Genomic DNA, 16,620 nt, shown 5'->3' on the forward strand with positions numbered 1-16,620 from the left:
CTGGTGGGCTTTCCGGCGAGGGGGTTGCCCCCCCGCCCCGTACACACGCAGAGTGGGTCCAACCGGGAGCAGTCACCACACCAGGCCCGGATCGGTTTGATGCACCACATGAATGACCCCCATCCACCACACGGCGTCACCAGCCCCTGGCCAGGACCACCACACGCCCTTATGCACGAAATGCATGGACTCGTGGTGACGCTTCCCTATGCTGGTGGCCACGCTCAGTGACGGGAGCGAGCCGATGGAAGCGAACGGACGAAGAGCCACCAGCACCAGGCGCGCGTGCCCGTCCTGCGGGGCGCTGATAGCCGCCGACAACTCGGACCGGCTCTGCCACCGGTGCAGGCGCAACGCGCGCGCCGACATCTACGGGCCCCCCGCCCTGACCGAAGAGTTCTGGGACCACCCCGTGCTGGCCTCCGCGTTCGCGGCCAGGGACATGGGCGCGGTCCTGGCCGCCTACCGGCACCACCCGCAGCACGTCAGCCGGATCACCCAGGACCGCATGGCCACCTGGCTGGGCATCAGCCAGGCGCAGCTGTCGCGGTACGAGACCGGCGAGAACCCGATCGACCGGATCGAGCGACTGCGCCACTTCGCGCGCGCGCTGAGCATCCCCGGCGACCGGCTGTGGTTCGACCGCGTCGGCATTCCCAGCCAGGTGGCCCCCGAGATCGGGGCGCCGCCCGATGTGCTCGTCGCAGCGTGGGACGCGTCGAGCATAGCCAGATCGGTCGAGGAAACGGCGAGGAGCGACTTGGCGATCAGCAGACGGGCGGCGCTCACAGCGGCCGCCACGGTCACGATGGGCCCCACCCTGGTGGAGCCGCTGCAGCGGTGGTTGCACCCGCTGCAGCCGCTGACCAGGTGGTCGTCCAGCGCGGCGATCAGCGAGGAGGAGCTGGCCGCTTTGCAGCACGTCGCCGACGGGCTGCGCGGCTGGGGCGGTCGGGGCGGGTACGGGTTGGCGCGCAAGGCGGTGCTGGGCCAGCTGGAGGAGCTGGCCGAGCGGCTGACCAGGGCCCCGGCGGGACCGACGACGGAGCGGGCGTTCTTCATCGGCGCCGAGCTGTCGAAGGTCGCGGCGAGCATGTCGTGGGACGCGGGGATGCACGACGCGGCGCAGCGGTACTACGTGCTCGGCGTGCGCATGGCCAAGGCCGGGCACAACGACCCGTTCGCGGCGCTGTGCCTGGCCGCGATGGCCAGGCAGATGTTCGACCTGGGGCGGCCCGAGGACGGCCTGGACCTGGTGCAGCTGGCCCAGTACGGGACCCGCCGCAAGGCCACGCCGACCCTGCAGGCGCTGCTGCTGACCAGGGAGGCGTGGGCGTACGCGCAGCTCGGCAGGGTCAAGGAGTTCCACCGGGCGGTGGGCCAGGCGCAGGACAGCTTCGCCCAGCGCGAGCACGGTTCCGAGCCCTGGTGGTTGCAGAGCTTCGACGAGGCGGAGTTGGAAGGGGTGATCGGGGCCCGGCTGCGGGACCTGGCCGCGCACGACCCGAGCCAGGCGCTCCTGGCGGAGAAGCACATCCTGCGGGCGCTGGAGCTGCGCGACCCGGCGCGGGTGCGCAACCGGGCGTTCGACGTGATCGGCCTGGCGCGCACCAAGATGGCGGCGGGTGATCCGGAGGCCGCCTGCGGCCTGATCCAGCAGGTCCTGCCGACCGCGGTCGGCCTGGCCTCGGGTCGGGTCGTGCGCAAGCTGCAGGACTTCGCGAAGGAGGCGGAGCGGCACCGGGAGCTCCCGCTGGTGCGCGACACCCGCGAGGCGATCCGGGGAGTGCGGACGGCCTGATGCGGGTGGGGATCACCGGGCACAGCAATCTGACGCCCGAATGCGTCGACGAGGTGAGCGCGGCGATCCGCGCGGCACTGGACGCGGCACTGGAGGACGAGGCGGCGGGCGGGTCATCCCTGGTCGGGGTGACCTGCCTGGCCGCCGGAGCCGACCAGCTGTTCGCGCGGGTGGTGCTGGAGATGGGCGGGGAGGTGGAGGTCGTGCTCCCGGCGGCGGACTACCGGGACAAGATCAAGCCGCACAACCTGGCGGAGTACGACGAGCTGGTCGGCCGGGCGACGGTGGTCAGCGTGCTGCCCAACGAGGTGTCCGGGCGGCACGCGTACGTGATGGCCAACGAGCGGATGCTGGCGAGCGTCGAGCTGGTGGTGGCGGTGTGGGACGGGCTGCCCGCCGGTGGGAAGGGCGGCACCGGGGACGTGGTGGAGCACGCGGTGGCGTCCGGGGTGCCGGTGGTCGTGGTGTGGCCGCCGGGGGCGCGCAGGAGGAGCTGACGGGGCGGGCGCGGCGGAACCAGGTCCGTTCCTGACCTGGTTCGCTGTGACACTGGTGCGGTGTTGGAGACCTCGGCTCGCCTGCTCAAGCTGTTGTCGCTGCTCCAGGTCCGGCGCGAGTGGACCGGTCCGGAGCTGGCCGGGCGGCTCGGCATCGGGGTGCGCACGGTGCGCCGCGACGTCGACAAGCTCCGGTCCCTCGGCTACCCCGTGTCCTCGCTGCCCGGTGCCGCCGGGGGCTACCAGCTGGGCGCGGGGGCCGAGCTGCCGCCGCTGCTGCTGGACGACGAGGAGGCGGTCGCGGTCGCGATCGGCCTGCGGACGGCGGCGGGCGGGACGGTGCGCGGCATCGAGGAGAGCTCGGTGCGGGCGCTCGCGAAGCTGGAGCAGGTGCTGCCGTCCCGGTTGCGCAGGCGGGTCGCGGCGCTCCAGCGGCACACCGTGTCGCTGGCCGCGCCCGCCGTCCGGGTGGACGCGAACGCGCTCGCGGTGATCGCCGGGGCCTGCCGGGACGCGCAGCGGCTGCGGTTCGGCTACCGGGGCAGGGACGGCGCGGAGTCGAAGCGGCACGTGGAGCCGTTCGGGCTGGCCCACACCGGGTGGCGCTGGTACCTGGTGGCGTGGGACGTGGACCGGGCGGACTGGCGCACGTTCCGGGTCGACCGGTTCGAGGACGAGCCCGCGCTCGGGGCGCGCTTCCCGCGCCGGGAGGCGCCCGCCGAGGACCTGGAGGCGTACGTGTCGGAGCAGCTGGCGGTCGCGCCGCACGAGCACCGCGCCGAGCTGGTGGTGCACGCGCCGCACGAGGAGGTCGCGGCGCGGGTGTCGCGGACCTCGGTGAGCATGACGCCGATCGACGAGCGCAGCACGCGGGTGGTGATGGCGGCGTCGTCGGTGGTGGAGCTGGGGATGTGGGTGGGGGTGCTCGGGTTCGACTTCACCCTGGTCGACTCGCCCGAGCTCGCCCAGCACCTGCGGGTGCTGGGCGAGCGGTTCGGCCGGGCGGTGGGGTGATCAGGGCTTGGCGGTCCTCGCGAGCTCCTCGCCGATGGCCTGGAGGCGGGCCTCGTCCAGCGGCAGGGTCTCCCGGCCCGCGCCGAAGCGGTCGAAGGCGCCCTGCTCCTCGCTGACCCGGAAGTCCTTGCTGCTGTAGTTGCGCAGGACGAGCACGTAGTAGGCGCCGGAGGGGTGGTAGACCCGCAGGTTCTTGATGAGCGACTGGTGCGGCAGGTGGACCGTGGTCTCGTAGTACTGGACCACGACGCCGTTCTCCAGGGTGGCACGGCGGGGCGGGGCGCAGTTCATCGCGCCGAAGAGCTCCTGGTCGGCCGCCTGCGTCGGGGTGAGGCCCTGGGGGTAGTGCCCCCTGACGAGGGCGATGCTGCCCGCGCCCTCCTCGTCGCTCAGGTCGGTCCAGTTGGAGTAGCCGTCCTGGATGTCCCAGGGGCGCCTGGGCATCTTGACCTGGGTGAACTCACCGACGCGCGCCTTGCCCGAGTGCAGTTGGAGCGCCCGCACCAGGGTGGTCGCCAGCTCGCCGGAGAGCGGGTAGGCGCTCTCGTCCTCGGTCCAGGAGGGGTCGGACTCCCCGTCGCACTGCTCCGGGGTGAGGACCTTCCAGCCCGCCGGGGGCGGGTAGCGGTCGGACGAGAAGGTGCTCTTCGGGGTCCGCGCGGGGACGTTCACCTGCGGCCAGAGGACGACCGGCGGGGCGGTCGTGGTGGTGGGCGCGCTGGTGATCGTGGTCAGCCCCGAGTCGGCGGGTGAGCTCTGCTGGGCGAGGCCCTTGAGCGAGCCGATGCCCAGCGCCGCGCCCCCGACCAGCGCGAACGCCGCCGCCACCGCGCCGGTGCGGTGCAGCAGGACCCGGCGGCGGCCCCGGCGCAGGACCTCGTCCAACCCGGTCGCGGGCCGGGGGTCCGGGCCCTCGACCTCGGCGCGCAGCGCGGCGCGCAGCTCGTCGTCTTCCCACATCACGTGCGCTCCCTGGGGTGTGCGCGGTCGTAGGCGCGGCGGAGCGCCTCCAGGCCGCGCGAGGTCTGGCTCTTGACGGTGCCCTGCGTGCAGCCCATGGTCTGGGCCACCTGCTCCACGGACAGGTCGTGGACGAACCGGAGCACGATCACCGCGCGCTGGCGCGGTGGCAGCTCCTGCAGGGCGGGGATCAGGTTCTGGCGGTGCTCGGCGGAGTCGGTGTCCGGGAGCACCGGGCGTTCGGGCGGCTCCGCCACGGCCTGCTCGCGGCCCCGCCTGCGCCGCCGGGTGTCCAGGAAGACCCTGGTCACGACCGTGCGCAGGTACGCTTCGGCGGTCTCGCTGCGGACCCTGGCCCACGCGGAGTACACGCGCACGAACGCGTTCTGGGTGATCTCCTCCGCGTCCGACCAGTTGCCGCACATCGCGTAGGCGGTGCGGCGGGCCTGATCGAAGTGCCCGGTGTAGAACCGGGTGAACTCCTCGTCGCGTTTCAACTCTCGGCCCTTCGTCTCGCGGTCACCGCTTCTACGCGTTCACGCGGGCGAGGGTTGACAGCACGACGGGATTTTCCCCGTGGGGAAGCGAAAGGGGCCCGCCGGACCGCTCCGGTCCGGCGGGCCCCTGACGAGCCGGGTCAGCGCGGGGTGCTCGCCAGCCGGTAGGCGGCCGAGCCGATCAGCTCCAGCGACACCTGCAGGCGCTCCTCGCTCACGTTGGCCGCGATCGTGTCCTCGGGGGTGTGGTACAGCGGCTCCAGCTCCGCCGGACCGCCCTCGCCGCGCCAGCTGAAGTTGGCCGCCGCGATGCCGCGCTCGTGGAACGGCACGTGGTCGCTGCTGCCGCGCTGCACCGGGCCGTGCACGCGGGAGCTGTAGCCGAGCCTGCCCGCCGCCGCCGCGACCTGGGAGGTGGTGCTGTTGTTCCCGCCGTCCACGGACAGCAGCCAGTAGGCGGTGGCGGGGCCGTGGCTGGTGGCGACCATGTCGTTCTGGAACACGCCCCGGATGCGGGCCGCCTCGACGTCGGTGAGCTGGTCGACGTAGTGCCGGGAGCCGATGAGGCCCTGCTCCTCCGAGCCCCACAGGGCGAAGCGGAGCGCCTTGTGGGTGGGCAGGTACCGCAGGACGCGGGCAAGTTCGAGGGCGAGGACGGTTCCGCTGCCGTCGTCGTTGGCGCCCGGCGAGCCGATCACGGTGTCGTAGTGGGCGGTGACCATGACGACGCCGGTGTCGCGGCCGGGGAGCAGGCCGGGGCGCTCGGCGATGACGTTGTACGAGGTCAGGTTCGCGTGCAGCGCCGTGGTCACGGTCAGCGGCACGGGGCCGCCGAGCGCGCGCAGCCGCTCCACGTGGACCTGGGCGAGGCCGAGGACCGGCACGGGGACGGTGGTGGGCAGGGTCGGGGAGAACGCGCTGGCCTTGCCCGCGCCCGCCGCGTTCACCCGGCCGAGGAGGACGGCCGCCGCTCCCCTGGCGACCAGGTCGGCCGGGATCGGGGAGCCGGTGGGGACGTTGACCAGCAGGGCGATCCTGCCGGTGAGGTCGGCGGGCGGGTCGGTCCCCGCGCCGAGGTCCACGAGGACGCCGGAGGCGGTGGCGTCGAGCGCGCCGAAGCGGGAGGCCCCAGCCTCCCAGGTGCCCGCGCCCGCCGGGGTGAGGGTGGAGAGGTACTTGTCCGCGACCGGGAAGGGTTGCAGCTCCACGCGGTAGTTCAGGTCGGTCAGGACCTGGGCGAGGTAGTCGCGGGCCCGGTGCTCGGAGGCGGTGCCGCCGATGCGCTGCCCGATGCGCTCGCTGAGCACCCGCAGGTGGTTCATGGCCTCGCCCGCCCGCACCCGCGACACCACGGGGAGGTCGGCCAGCGCCAGGTCGGGGGCGCCCGAGGCGCCCGGCCGCTGCTCTCGGGCAGCGGCCAGGGCCGCTCCGGGGTTCAGGCCCGCGACGACCACACCTGCCGCCGCGGCCATCAGGACGTCACGTCTGCGCATGGGGCTCCCCCAACGGGTTCGAGTCGATCACCCGAACGTAGGGAGCCGGTGCCGCGCCGACAAGGGTTCCGCAGGCGGACCACCCGGTTCGCCTGCGGAACCGCTCAGCGGGTGGCCGCCTTGTGCAGCTCGCGCAGCGCGCGCACCGCCGCGACGGCGTGCTCGCGGTCGACCGCCTGCACGGCCATGATCGACACGTACTCGTCCTCGGGGAACTCCAGCCGCGCCCAGGGCGCGCCGTCCGGGAACGACACCTTCAGCACGTCGGCCCAGGCGAACTTGTACGAGGTCACCGGGTTGCGCACCTCGACGCCCTCGGCGTCGGCGCGCACCCTCGGCCGGGCCAGCAGCAGCACGGCCGCCGCCAGCACGACGCCCAGCAGCGCCATCGCGATCTGGTCGGACGTCCGGAAGATCACCCCGGTGGGGGTGTCGCCGAGCAGCCAGCCGACCACCGCGAACACCACCACCAGCAGCGCGGCGGACGCGTACGCCACCGTGCGGATCTTCTTCGGCCGGAACTGGACCGCCTCGGTCTCCCGCGCCACCCGCTCCGCCGCCTTCCCTGCCACCGCGCTCACCCCGAACCCTCGTTGACGGCGCGCAGCACCAGCGCCGCCTCCAGCGCGGCCACCGCCGCCTCGTGCCCCTTGTCCTCGACCGAGCCGTCGAACCCGGCCCTGGCCACCGCCTGCTCCTCGGTCTCGCAGGTCAGCACGCCGTTGCCGACCGGGGTGGACTCGTCCAGCGCCACCCTGGTCAACCCGGCCGTGACCGCGTCGCACACGTACTCGAAGTGCGGGGTGCCGCCCCGCACGACCACGCCCAGCGCGACGACCGCGTCGTGCGTGCGGGCCAGCGCCTGCGCCACGACGGGCAGCTCCACCGCGCCCGCGACCCGCACGACGGTCTTCGCGGTCGCGCCCGCCTGCTCGGTGGCGGCCACCGCCCGCTCCACGAGCCGGTCGGTGATCCTGCCGTGCCACCGGGTCGCCACGACCGCGAGGCTGAGCCCCGCCGCGTCCGGGACCTCGGCGGCGGGACGGCCCTCGCCGCTCATTCCACGCCCTCCGTGCCGCTGGTGATCGGTTCCTCCGGGTCCAGCAGGAGCTCGTGCCCCATCCGGTCCCGCTTGGTGCGCAGGTAGCGCAGGTTCTCGGGGTTCGGCGACACGGGCAGCGGCACGCGGTCGACCACGCGCAGCCCGTAGCCCTCAAGGCCGACCCGCTTGGCCGGGTTGTTGGTGAGCAGCCGCATCGACTTGACGCCCAGGTCGACGAGGATCTGCGCGCCGGTGCCGTAGTCGCGGGCGTCGGCGGGCAGGCCCAGGTCGAGGTTGGCGTCGACGGTGTCCGCGCCCGCGTCCTGCAGCTGGTAGGCCTGGAGCTTGTGCACCAGGCCGATGCCCCGGCCCTCGTGCCCGCGCATGTACAGCACGACGCCCCGGCCCTCGGCGGCCACGGCGGCGAGCGCCGCGTCCAGCTGGGGGCCGCAGTCGCAGCGCAGCGAGCCGAGGACGTCGCCGGTCAGGCACTCGGAGTGCACCCTGACCAGCACCTCCTCGCCGTCGCCGACCTCGCCGCAGACCAGGGCGACGTGCTCGATGCCGTCGACCTTGCTGTCGTAGCCGTAGGCGCGGAACACGCCGTGCGCGGTGGGGATGCGGGCCTCGGCGACCCGCTGGACCTGCACCTCGACCCGCCTGCGGTAGGCGACCAGGTCGGCGATGGTGATCAGCGCCAGGTCGTGCTCGGCGGCGAACACCTCCAGCTCGTCGCGCTGCGCCATGTCGCCCTCGTCCTTCTGCGACACGATCTCGCAGAGCACGCCGACCGGGGCGAGGCCCGCCAGGCGCGAGAGGTCGACGGCGGCCTCGGTGTGGCCGGTGCGGCGCAGGACGCCGCCGTCGCGGGCGCGCAGCGGGACCACGTGGCCGGGGCGGGTGAAGTGGGCGGGGGTGGCGGTGGCGTCGGCCAGCAGGCGGATGGTGCGGGCGCGGTCGGCGGCGGAGATGCCGGTGGTGCCGCCCTGCTTGGCGTCGACCGTGACGGCGTACGCGGTGCCGCGCTCGTCCTGGTTGGTGTGGTACATCGGCGGCAGGTCGAGGCGGACGCAGTCGGCCTCGGTGAGGGACACGCAGATGTAGCCGGAGGTGTGCCTGACCATGAAGGCGACCAGCTCGGGGGTGGCCTTCTCGGCGGCGAAGATCAGGTCGCCCTCGTTCTCGCGGTCCTCGTCGTCCACGACGATGACCGGGCGGCCCGCGGCGACGTCCGCGATGGCGCGCTCGATGTCGGCGAAGCGGTTCACCCGGCGGTCCCGGCGCTCTCGGCGGCGCCCGCGGTCCCCGAGGGCAGGTGCGGGACGGCGAGCTTCTCGACGTACTTCGCCAGCACGTCGACCTCCAGGTTCACCTGGTCGCCGGGCTGCCTGCGGCCCAGGGTGGTGGCCTCCAGGGTGGCCGGGATGAGGCTCACGCTGAACGAGTCGGCGGTGACGTCCACGACGGTCAGCGACACGCCGTCGACGGTGATGGAGCCCTTCTCCACCAGGTAGCGGGCGAGGGAGGCGGGCAGGGTGAAGCGGACCAGCTCCCAGTGCTCGGAGGGCTCCCTGGAGAGCACGGCGCCGGTGCCGTCGACGTGGCCCTGCACGATGTGGCCGCCGAGGCGCTGGCCGACGGCGGCGGCGCGCTCCAGGTTGACCCGGTCGCCGCTCGCCACCCCCGCCAGGCTGGAGCGGACCAGGGTCTCGCGCATGACGTCGGCGGTGAACGCGCCGTCGACGACGTCCACGACGGTGAGGCAGACGCCGTTCACGGCGATGGAGTCGCCGTGCTTGGCGTCACCGGTCACCAGCGGACCCGAGATGGTCACCCGCGCCGCGTCCGGCAGGTCGGTCACCTCGACGACCTCGCCCAGCTCCTCCACGATCCCGGTGAACACAGTTCCTCCTCAACGGCCTTCGACCCGCGCGGCGGCGGGCACGCCTGCCAGGGTAGGCGGCGCGGCGGCCGGTGCGGCGTGCGCACCGCCGGGTGGGATTCGGGGGGTCACCTGGCTCCGGCGGCCAGGCCGCGCAGGGACTCCAGGGCCTTCGCCGGGTCGGCGGCGTCGTAGACGGCGGAGCCCGCGACGAAGCAGTCCACGCCCGCCTCCGCGGCCTGCGCGATGGTGTCGGCGTTGATGCCGCCGTCGATCTCGATGACGAGCTTGAGGTGGCCGGTGTCGACCAGGTTCCTGGCGGCGCGGACCTTGTCCAGGACTTCGGGCATGAAGCTCTGGCCGCCGAATCCGGGCTCGACGGACATCACCAGGAGGGTGTCGTAGTGCTTGAGCACGTCGACGACCGAGTCGAGGCTGGTGCCGGGCTTGATGGACAGGCCAGCCTTGGACCCGGCGGCCCTGAGGTCCTTGGCGAGCTTGACCGGGTCGGCGGCGGCCTCGGCGTGCACGGTGACGTTGTAGGCGCCCGCCTCGGCGTAGCCGATCGCCCAGCGGTCCGGGTCCTCGATCATGAGGTGGCAGTCGAGGGGGATGTCGGTGGCCTTGCGCAGCGACTTCACCACCGGCAGGCCGAGGGTCAGGTTCGGCACGAAGTGCGCGTCCATGACGTCGACGTGCAGCCAGTCTGCGCCGGTGACGGCGGCTGCCTCGTCCGCCAGGCGGGCGAAGTCGGCGGACAGGATGCTGGGGGCGATCATCGGCTGGTGGACCACGGTGGTCGAGTCTAGGGTTCGCGCGCCTGCGGGGTGCGCGGCGGATGGCCCGGTCGGGGGACGGCGGGGCGGTGACCTGGGGATCGGGGTGCGCGGGGGCGGGGTTTGGTGGCGGGTCTCACCGGGAGGCGGGGTGGGTGGAGGTCAAGCGGAGAACCACCCGGCAGCAACCGGAGAACCCGCCTGGCGATGGGGCGCGCAGCGCTGCTGCCAACTGTTGACAGTCAACAGTTGGCAGTTCGGGATCGAGGGCTTTGGGCTCTCGGCTGCGGGTTCCCGGCTGCGGGCTCCGGGCTTCCGACTCCGGACTCCCGGCTGCGCGCTGCGCGCTGCGGGCTCCGGGCTGCGGGCTCCGGGCTGCGGGCTCCGGGCTCCGGGCTCCGAGCTACCGAGCTACCGAGCTACCGAGCTACCGGGCTACCGGGCTACCGGGCTACCGGGCGAAGTTCTACCCGGTCAGGCAAGTTCGTAGCCTCGATCTCCCGCCTTGCCCGACTCCCCGCCGAAACCCCGCCCGACCACGAGCCGCTCAGCGCTCCCCCACCGGAACGCCCCACCACACACCGCTCAGCGCTCCCCGACCGCCTGCGTCCCCGTGACCCGTCCGCGCAGCCGGGCCGCTTCGCGCTCCGCGCCCATCCGCTCGTACCCGCGCAGCGCCCGCGAGGCCTGCTCATCGGCCCCCGCCGCGTCACCGCGCTCGGCGAGCAGCGCCGCCAGGTCCTCGCAGGCCACGGCACGGGTCAGCGGGTGGCGGTGGGCGGTGGTCGCGGCCAGCAGGCCGGCCGGGTCGCGGTCGCGCAGCGCGCGGGCGTGGGCGGCGGACGCGGCGGGCGCGCCCGTTCCGGGGTTCGCGGCGGCCAGGTCCGCCGCCGCGCCGACGACCAGGTCGGCCAGCTCCGCGTCCCCCGCCGCCAGCGCCACCCCGACCAGCCACGGGGCCGCCGAGGGCTCCTCCACCAGCACCCGCCGCAGCGCGCCCGGCCCGGCCGCGCACCCGCGCGCCAGCTCGGCCGCCCGCACCGGCCCGTCCTGGGCCTCGGCCAGCCGCAGCAGCACCCAGTCGGGTTGGCCGAGCAGCTCGGCGAGCCTGCGCGCGAACGGGCCCTCCAGGCAGCGGCGGCCGTGCTCGACGGCGCCCGCCAGGTCGCCGCGCAGCAGCGCCGCCGTCGACAGCACCCCGCCGAGCAGGGGGATCAGCAGCTCGATGCCGCCGCTCCTGGCCAGCGCCAGGCTCGCCGCGCCGGTCACCTGGGCCTGGACGAGCCTGCCCGACTGGAGCTGCACCCGCGCGCGGGCGAACAGGCGCAGCGCCCGCGCGCCCGGCGGGGTCTCCCAGGCCTGCGCCGGGTCGTCCGGCCGGACCAGCCGCTCGGCCTGGGCGAACTCGCCGAGCGCGGACAGCTTGAGCGCGAAGGCCCCGTTGCAGTAGCTCTGCCACCACGTCGTCGGCCCGCCCGGCTCCCAGCGGGTGGCCTCGCGCCCCCAGTACAGGCTCTCCGCGAGGTTGCCCGCCGACCACTCCAGGCAGGAGCGGACCGACGCGGCCATCACCACGTCCGGGTCGCCGGTCTGCTGGCCCCGCGCGGACAGCACCGACAGCGCCAGCGCGCCAGCCATCGGCCCCTCGGTGAAGTAGTTGGCGAGCAGCCGCAGCGCCTCGGCGAGCGCGCGGGTGCCCGGTTCGACGCCGGGGGTGGAGAACGCCCTGGCCGCCTGGAGGTCGGCGCCCACCGCGTCGCCCTCGGCGAACCTGATCCCGGCCAGCTCGACGTGCAGCCGCGCGGTGACGTCCGGGGCCGCGCCGTTCAGGCCCGAGGTGGCCAGCGCGGTGGCCTCGGCGAGGCGGCCGTCCTCGGACAGCGCGCGGACCCGGTGCAGCAGGGCCAGGTCGGTGTCGCTGTGCGGGGCGGCGGGCGGTGGGCACGGGGCGGGCGCGGGCACGGCCTCGGCGACGGCGCGGCGCACCAGCTCCGAGCAGAACTCCAGCCGCTCGCCCCGGTCGAGCACGATGCCGGAGGCGATCAGGGCGCGCACCGCCTCCGGGGTGGCGCCGGTGCCCGCGACGGCGGCGGCGTCGTGCGGGCGGAAGCCGGCGCCGAGGGCGGAGGCCCCGCGCAGGAGCCTGGCCGCGTCGGGCGGCAGGGCGTCGACCCTGGAGCCGATCAGGGCGCGGACGCGGCGCGGCAGCGGACCCTCGACCGGCCTGGCGGCGCCGTCGTGGACCTCGACGCGGTCCTCCTCGCGCAGGCCGGTGACCAGCTCGGCGAGCATCCTCGGGTTGCCGCCCGCCGTCGCGGCCAGCGCGGTGAAGTCGGGGTGCGGCGGGAGTTCGAGCAGCTCGCGCAGCGCGCGGTCGACGGCGGCCGGGTCGACCGGGCCGAGCGGGACGACGTCGGCGCCCGCGAGCTCGCGGCGGACCTCGTCGCCCGCGAGGGAGGAGGTCATGGCGAGCAGGCCGGTGACGTTCGGCTCGCGCAGCACGGGCAGCAGGTGCAGCAGGGCGGGCGGGTCGGCGTGCGCGTCGTTCAGGGCGAGCAGCGGGCGGGGCGCGCGGCGCAGGGCGGTCTCGTCGACCTCTCCGGGGGCCCTGGCGAGCAGCGGGGTGTAGCCGCGATCGCGGGCCGCGCCGACGGCGGCCTCCAGGACGCGGGCCTTGCCGAACCAGGGCGGGCCGTCGAGCACCAGGATTCCGCCGGGCGCGGACAGGAACCGCAGGACTGACGCCCATTCACGATCTCGCCCGCACAATTTCGACACGATCAAGCCTGCATCGGTTTCCGATCGGCTGTCAATCGGCGGTGCGGGACACGATTTCGGCCACTGCGTCGTCATATTCGGCGGCGAGGTGGACTCCGGCGGAGCGCAACGCGGCCAGGTGGAGCGGGAACGCGGGGTGGGCGCGCTGGTCGTCGTTGGCCTGCGGCAGCACGACCAGCGGGACTCCCCGGCCGAGCGCTTCGCCCAGTGCGGTGAGGGCCTGGTTGTCGGCGATGCCGAGCGCGAGCTTGGCGAGCGAGTTCGCGGTGGCCGGGGCGAACAGGAACGCGTCCGGGACGGGGTGCGGGCGGGGTTCGGCGGGCAGCCGGGAGGTCCAGCGCACCGGCAGGTCGGTGAGCGCCTGGAGGGCGGGGAGGGCGCCCGCATGCTCGAACCAGCGGGCGGCGGTGGGGGTGAGCGTGACGGCGAGCCGGAACCCCCTGGCGGCGAGGGGCGCGGCGACCCGCTCGACCAGCGCCCGCTCGACCCCGCCCCCGGCCGAGGCGACCAGGCCCAGCACCACCGGTCCGGTCCGCACCCGCGACCGCTCCCCTCGCTCTTGCCGCGCGCTCGTGGCCACGGGGCCGCGCCCGGCGTTCGTCCCCGCGCTCGTGGGGCGGTTCGCCCACGACCGGCGGGCGGTCCGGGCGGCGGTCCGGGCGCGCCGGGTGCTCCCACCCGACGCGCCCGCTCCCGCTTCAGCCGTTCGTCCCGCCCTGCGGTCCCGTCCCGCTCTGCTCTGCCGTTCGTCCGGCCCGACGTCAGGCCGGGCGGCGCAGGATCGCGCAGAACATCGCGTCGGTGCCGTGCTCGTGCGGCCACAGCTGGACCTGCGGGCCGTCGCCGAGGTTTGGCACGCCGGGGAAGAACTCCCTGGTGTCGAGCCGCTCGGCCCCGGTCTTGCGGGCCACCTCGGCGACCACGCCGACCGTCTCGGCCAGGTGCGGCGAGCACACCACGTAGGCCACCACGCCACCGGGCCGCACCAGCTCCAGCGCGGAGGTGAGCAGCTCGCGCTGGAGCTTCGCCAGGCCCGCCACGTCGGACGGCTGGCGGCGCCACCTGGCCTCGGGACGGCGGCGCAGCGCGCCGAGGCCCGTGCAGGGGGCGTCGACCAGGACGCGGTCGTAGCCGCCGTCCAGGCCGGGGTCGCGGCCGTCCGCGACGCGCACGTCCACCGGAAGGCCGATGGTGGCCTTGCGGATCAGCTCGGCGCGGTGCGGGGTCTTCTCGACCGCGTCCAGGGTCGCGTCCGACAGCGCGGCCAGCGCGCCGAGCAGCGCGGCCTTGCCGCCGGGACCGGCGCACAGGTCGAGCCAGCGCTCGTCCGTCCCCTCCAGCGGGGCCTTGGTGAGGGCGAGCGCGCACAGCTGGCTGCCCTCGTCCTGCACGGCGGCCAGGCGCTCGCGCACCACGTCCAGGTCGGCCGGGTCGCCGCCGTCGGGCAGGTGCACGCCGTACGGCGAGTACGGGGCGAGGTCGCCGCCGGTGATGGCGGCCAGCTCGTCCGCGCTGATCTCGCCCGGTCGGGCGATCAGGTGCACGATCGGGCGGGTGTCGTCGGCGGCCAGCGCGGCGCGCAGCGGCTCGCCCCGGCTGCCCAGCGCCTCGGCGAAGGCCTGCGCGACCCAGCGCGGGTGCGCGGTGGACATGGCCAGGTAGCCGATCGGGTCGCTCTCCTCGTCCGGGGCGACCTCGTCGATCCAGCCCGCCTCGTCCTGGCCGGTCACCCGGCGCAGCACGGCGTTCGCGAAGCCCGCGGCGCCCGAGCCCCGGTCGGCGCGCACCAGGTCGACCGTGGAGGCGACGGCGGCGTGCGCGGGCACGCGGGTGCGCAGCAGCTGGTAGGCGCCCAGGCGCAGGGCGTCCAGCACGGCGTCGTCGATCTCGGCGAGCGGGCGGTCCGAGCAGGTGGCGAGGACGGCGTCGAGCAGGCCCTGGGCGCGGGCGGTGCCGTAGGCCAGCTCGGTGGCCAGGGCGGCGTCGCGGCCGGTGATGCGGCGCTCGCGGAGCAGGCCGGGCAGCACCAGGTTGGCGTAGGCGTCGCGCTTGGTGACCGCGCGCAGCGTGTCCAGCGCGGCCCGGCGGGCCGGGTCCTCCTGCGGCGGGCGCTCGGGGCCGGGGTTGCGCTTGGGCGGGTGCGGGCGGCGCGGCCGGGAGGGCCGGGACGACCGGGGGGAGGAGGTGTTGCCGCTCATGAGATGCGCTCTCCAGGCTCGATGCGGACGCCGCGCGCCCAGTCCGTTGCGGCCATCCGCTTCTTGCCCTGCGCCTGCACCTCGCCCAGCCGCACGGGGTGCGTGGCGGTGCCGACGAGGACGCGCTTGCGCTCGACCTTGATCTGTCCGGGGGCCAGCGGCTCCACCGGGTCCTCCACCGGGGCGACGGGCCCCAGCTTGAGCCGCTCACCCCGGAACTCGGCCCACGCGCCCGGCTCGGGGGTGACCGCGCGGGCCAGCCGGTCGAGCGCGGTGGCGGGGGTGGTGAAGTCCAGGCGGGCGTCCTCCACGCTGATCTTGGGCGCGTGGGAGACGCCCTCGGGGGACTGCTCGACGGCGCGCAGCGTGCCGTCCTCGATGCCGTCGACGGTCGACAGCAGCAGGCGCGCGCCGGACTCGGCGAGGCGGCCCAGCAGGTCGCCGGAGGTGTCGCGGTCGCCGACGCGCTCGGTGACGACGCCGAACACCGGGCCCGCGTCGAGCTCCTTCACGATGCGGAAGGTGGAGGCGCCGGTGATGTCGTCGCCGTGCCGCACCGAGGCCTGCACCGGGGCCGCGCCGCGCCAGGCGGGCAGCAGGGAGAAGTGCAGGTTCACCCAGCCGTGGGTGGGGATGGCGAGGGCCTTGGTGGGCAGGAGGGCGCCGTAGGCGACCACCGGGCACAGGTCGGGGGCCAGCTCGGTGAGCCGGGCGAGGAAGTCGGGGTCACCGGCCTTGGCCGGGGTGAGCACCTCGACGCCGCGCTCGTCGGCCAGCGCCGCGACGGGCGAGCGCTCGACCTTGCGCCCGCGTCCCGTGGGGGCGTCCGGCCGGGTCACGACGGCGACGACCTCGTGCCGGTCGGAATCCAGGAAGGCGCGCAGCGAGGGCAGGGCGGGTTCCGGGGTGCCCGCGAACACCAGGCGCACGTCAGTTGCCTCCGAACAGGGGGTGCGGGCTCTGCTTGATGACCGGGACGTTGCCGCCGAACCAGGACTCCTGGCGGATCTCCCGCATGGCCCGCTTGCGGGTCTCCTCGTCGAGGCGGTCGACGAAGACGACGCCGTCGAGGTGGTCGGTCTCGTGCTGGATGCACCGGGCGAGCAGGTCGGTGCCCTCGACCTCGATGGGGTCGCCGTGCATGTTCCAGCCGCGCGCGACGACCTGTCGGTGCCGCACGCAGTCCCAGGACATGCCGGGGATGGACAGGCATCCCTCGGGCCCGTCCTGCGTCTCGTCGCCGACGACGTCGAAGGTCGGGTTGACCATGTGCCCGGCGAACCCGTCGCAGTGGTAGGTGAACACGCGGAGCCCAACGCCGAGCTGAGGAGCCGCCAACCCGGCGCCGCCCGCGTCGCTCATGGTGTCCCAGAGGTCTTTGACGAGCTTGCGCAACTCGACGTCGAACTCGGTCACCTCTGCGGCGGGGGTCCGCAGGACAGGGTCGCCGAACAGGCGGATGGGTTGGACGGTCACGCACTACTCCTCGTGAAGGGGCGGGGGGTCAGTCTAGGAGCAGGGGGGCGGGGGTGGGGCATCGGCGGTTGGGGGTTGCCGGGGCGCGGGCGCCTGAACGGTGGAGATCACCATTTCCGGTAGCGCCGCGAGCACGAGTTGTCACGCCCGGAAGTGACCCTGGACTCACCCGATAGAGCGATTGACGATTAGGCCGTTGGTACCCA

General features: G+C 74.7%; 16 protein-coding genes. 3 read left to right on the top strand and 13 right to left on the bottom strand.

Going from position 1 to position 16,620, the window contains the following annotated elements:
• The first annotated feature begins 208 nt into the window (after positions 1 to 208).
• From LV78_RS36525 to LV78_RS36535, 3 genes are read left to right on the top strand one after another with little or no spacing between them, the layout of a single operon-like run.
• Positions 209 to 1,801, top strand: a complete 1,593-nt coding sequence (locus tag LV78_RS36525) for a helix-turn-helix domain-containing protein (RefSeq protein ID WP_253850666.1) — start codon at positions 209 to 211, stop codon at positions 1,799 to 1,801.
• On the top strand, positions 1,801 to 2,298 hold the full coding sequence (locus LV78_RS36530) for a hypothetical protein (RefSeq protein WP_253850667.1): 498 nt from the start codon (positions 1,801 to 1,803) through the stop codon (positions 2,296 to 2,298). The genes LV78_RS36525 and LV78_RS36530 overlap by 1 nt, the downstream gene beginning before the upstream one ends.
• A gap of 60 nt (positions 2,299 to 2,358) precedes the next feature.
• Positions 2,359 to 3,312 (top strand): helix-turn-helix transcriptional regulator, encoded by a 954-nt coding sequence (locus LV78_RS36535; protein ID WP_253850668.1) that lies wholly within the window; start codon positions 2,359 to 2,361, stop codon positions 3,310 to 3,312.
• Here LV78_RS36535 and LV78_RS36540 read toward each other — a convergent pair whose 3' ends face one another.
• The 13 genes from LV78_RS36540 to def form a co-directional block, all read right to left on the bottom strand.
• Positions 3,313 to 4,275, bottom strand: coding sequence for a hypothetical protein (locus tag LV78_RS36540; RefSeq protein WP_253850669.1), 963 nt, complete (start codon positions 4,273 to 4,275; stop codon positions 3,313 to 3,315).
• Positions 4,272 to 4,769, bottom strand: a complete 498-nt coding sequence (locus LV78_RS36545) for a SigE family RNA polymerase sigma factor (RefSeq protein WP_253850670.1) — start codon at positions 4,767 to 4,769, stop codon at positions 4,272 to 4,274. Before LV78_RS36545 ends, LV78_RS36540 begins: the two co-directional genes overlap by 4 nt.
• 140 nt (positions 4,770 to 4,909) lie before the next feature.
• Positions 4,910 to 6,262: a M28 family peptidase gene (locus tag LV78_RS36550; protein ID WP_253850671.1), complete on the bottom strand. Its 1,353-nt coding sequence runs from the start codon at positions 6,260 to 6,262 to the stop codon at positions 4,910 to 4,912.
• A 104-nt stretch (positions 6,263 to 6,366) separates the two neighbouring features.
• Complete coding sequence (locus LV78_RS36555) at positions 6,367 to 6,843, bottom strand: PH domain-containing protein (RefSeq protein ID WP_253850672.1); 477 nt, start codon at positions 6,841 to 6,843, stop codon at positions 6,367 to 6,369.
• A complete protein-coding gene (ribH, locus tag LV78_RS36560; RefSeq protein WP_253850675.1) occupies positions 6,840 to 7,322 on the bottom strand; it encodes a 6,7-dimethyl-8-ribityllumazine synthase in 483 nt (160 codons plus the stop codon). Before ribH ends, LV78_RS36555 begins: the two co-directional genes overlap by 4 nt.
• Positions 7,319 to 8,572 (bottom strand): bifunctional 3,4-dihydroxy-2-butanone-4-phosphate synthase/GTP cyclohydrolase II, encoded by a 1,254-nt coding sequence (locus LV78_RS36565; protein WP_253850677.1) that lies wholly within the window; start codon positions 8,570 to 8,572, stop codon positions 7,319 to 7,321. Before LV78_RS36565 ends, ribH begins: the two co-directional genes overlap by 4 nt.
• Positions 8,569 to 9,207: a riboflavin synthase gene (locus LV78_RS36570; RefSeq protein WP_253850679.1), complete on the bottom strand. Its 639-nt coding sequence runs from the start codon at positions 9,205 to 9,207 to the stop codon at positions 8,569 to 8,571. Before LV78_RS36570 ends, LV78_RS36565 begins: the two co-directional genes overlap by 4 nt.
• Before the next feature lie 107 nt (positions 9,208 to 9,314).
• Positions 9,315 to 9,965 (bottom strand): ribulose-phosphate 3-epimerase, encoded by a 651-nt coding sequence (gene rpe, locus LV78_RS36575; protein WP_253850730.1) that lies wholly within the window; start codon positions 9,963 to 9,965, stop codon positions 9,315 to 9,317.
• A gap of 582 nt (positions 9,966 to 10,547) precedes the next feature.
• Complete coding sequence (locus tag LV78_RS36580; protein WP_253850681.1) at positions 10,548 to 12,665, bottom strand: hypothetical protein; 2,118 nt, start codon at positions 12,663 to 12,665, stop codon at positions 10,548 to 10,550.
• 106 nt (positions 12,666 to 12,771) lie between these two features.
• Positions 12,772 to 13,278 (bottom strand): flavoprotein, encoded by a 507-nt coding sequence (locus LV78_RS36585; RefSeq protein WP_253850683.1) that lies wholly within the window; start codon positions 13,276 to 13,278, stop codon positions 12,772 to 12,774.
• 223 nt (positions 13,279 to 13,501) lie between these two features.
• Positions 13,502 to 14,938 carry an RsmB/NOP family class I SAM-dependent RNA methyltransferase gene (locus LV78_RS36590; RefSeq protein WP_253850685.1) on the bottom strand — a complete coding sequence of 479 codons (1,437 nt, stop codon included), beginning with the start codon at positions 14,936 to 14,938 and terminating at the stop codon, positions 13,502 to 13,504.
• Positions 14,935 to 15,867 (bottom strand): methionyl-tRNA formyltransferase, encoded by a 933-nt coding sequence (fmt, locus tag LV78_RS36595; protein WP_253850687.1) that lies wholly within the window; start codon positions 15,865 to 15,867, stop codon positions 14,935 to 14,937. Before fmt ends, LV78_RS36590 begins: the two co-directional genes overlap by 4 nt.
• Position 15,868: 1 nt before the next feature.
• Positions 15,869 to 16,414 carry a peptide deformylase gene (def, locus tag LV78_RS36600; RefSeq protein WP_253850689.1) on the bottom strand — a complete coding sequence of 182 codons (546 nt, stop codon included), beginning with the start codon at positions 16,412 to 16,414 and terminating at the stop codon, positions 15,869 to 15,871.
• Positions 16,415 to 16,620 lie beyond the last annotated feature (206 nt).

It is taken from the genome of Actinosynnema pretiosum (assembly GCF_024171695.1).
GTDB lineage: Bacteria > Actinomycetota > Actinomycetes > Mycobacteriales > Pseudonocardiaceae > Actinosynnema > Actinosynnema pretiosum.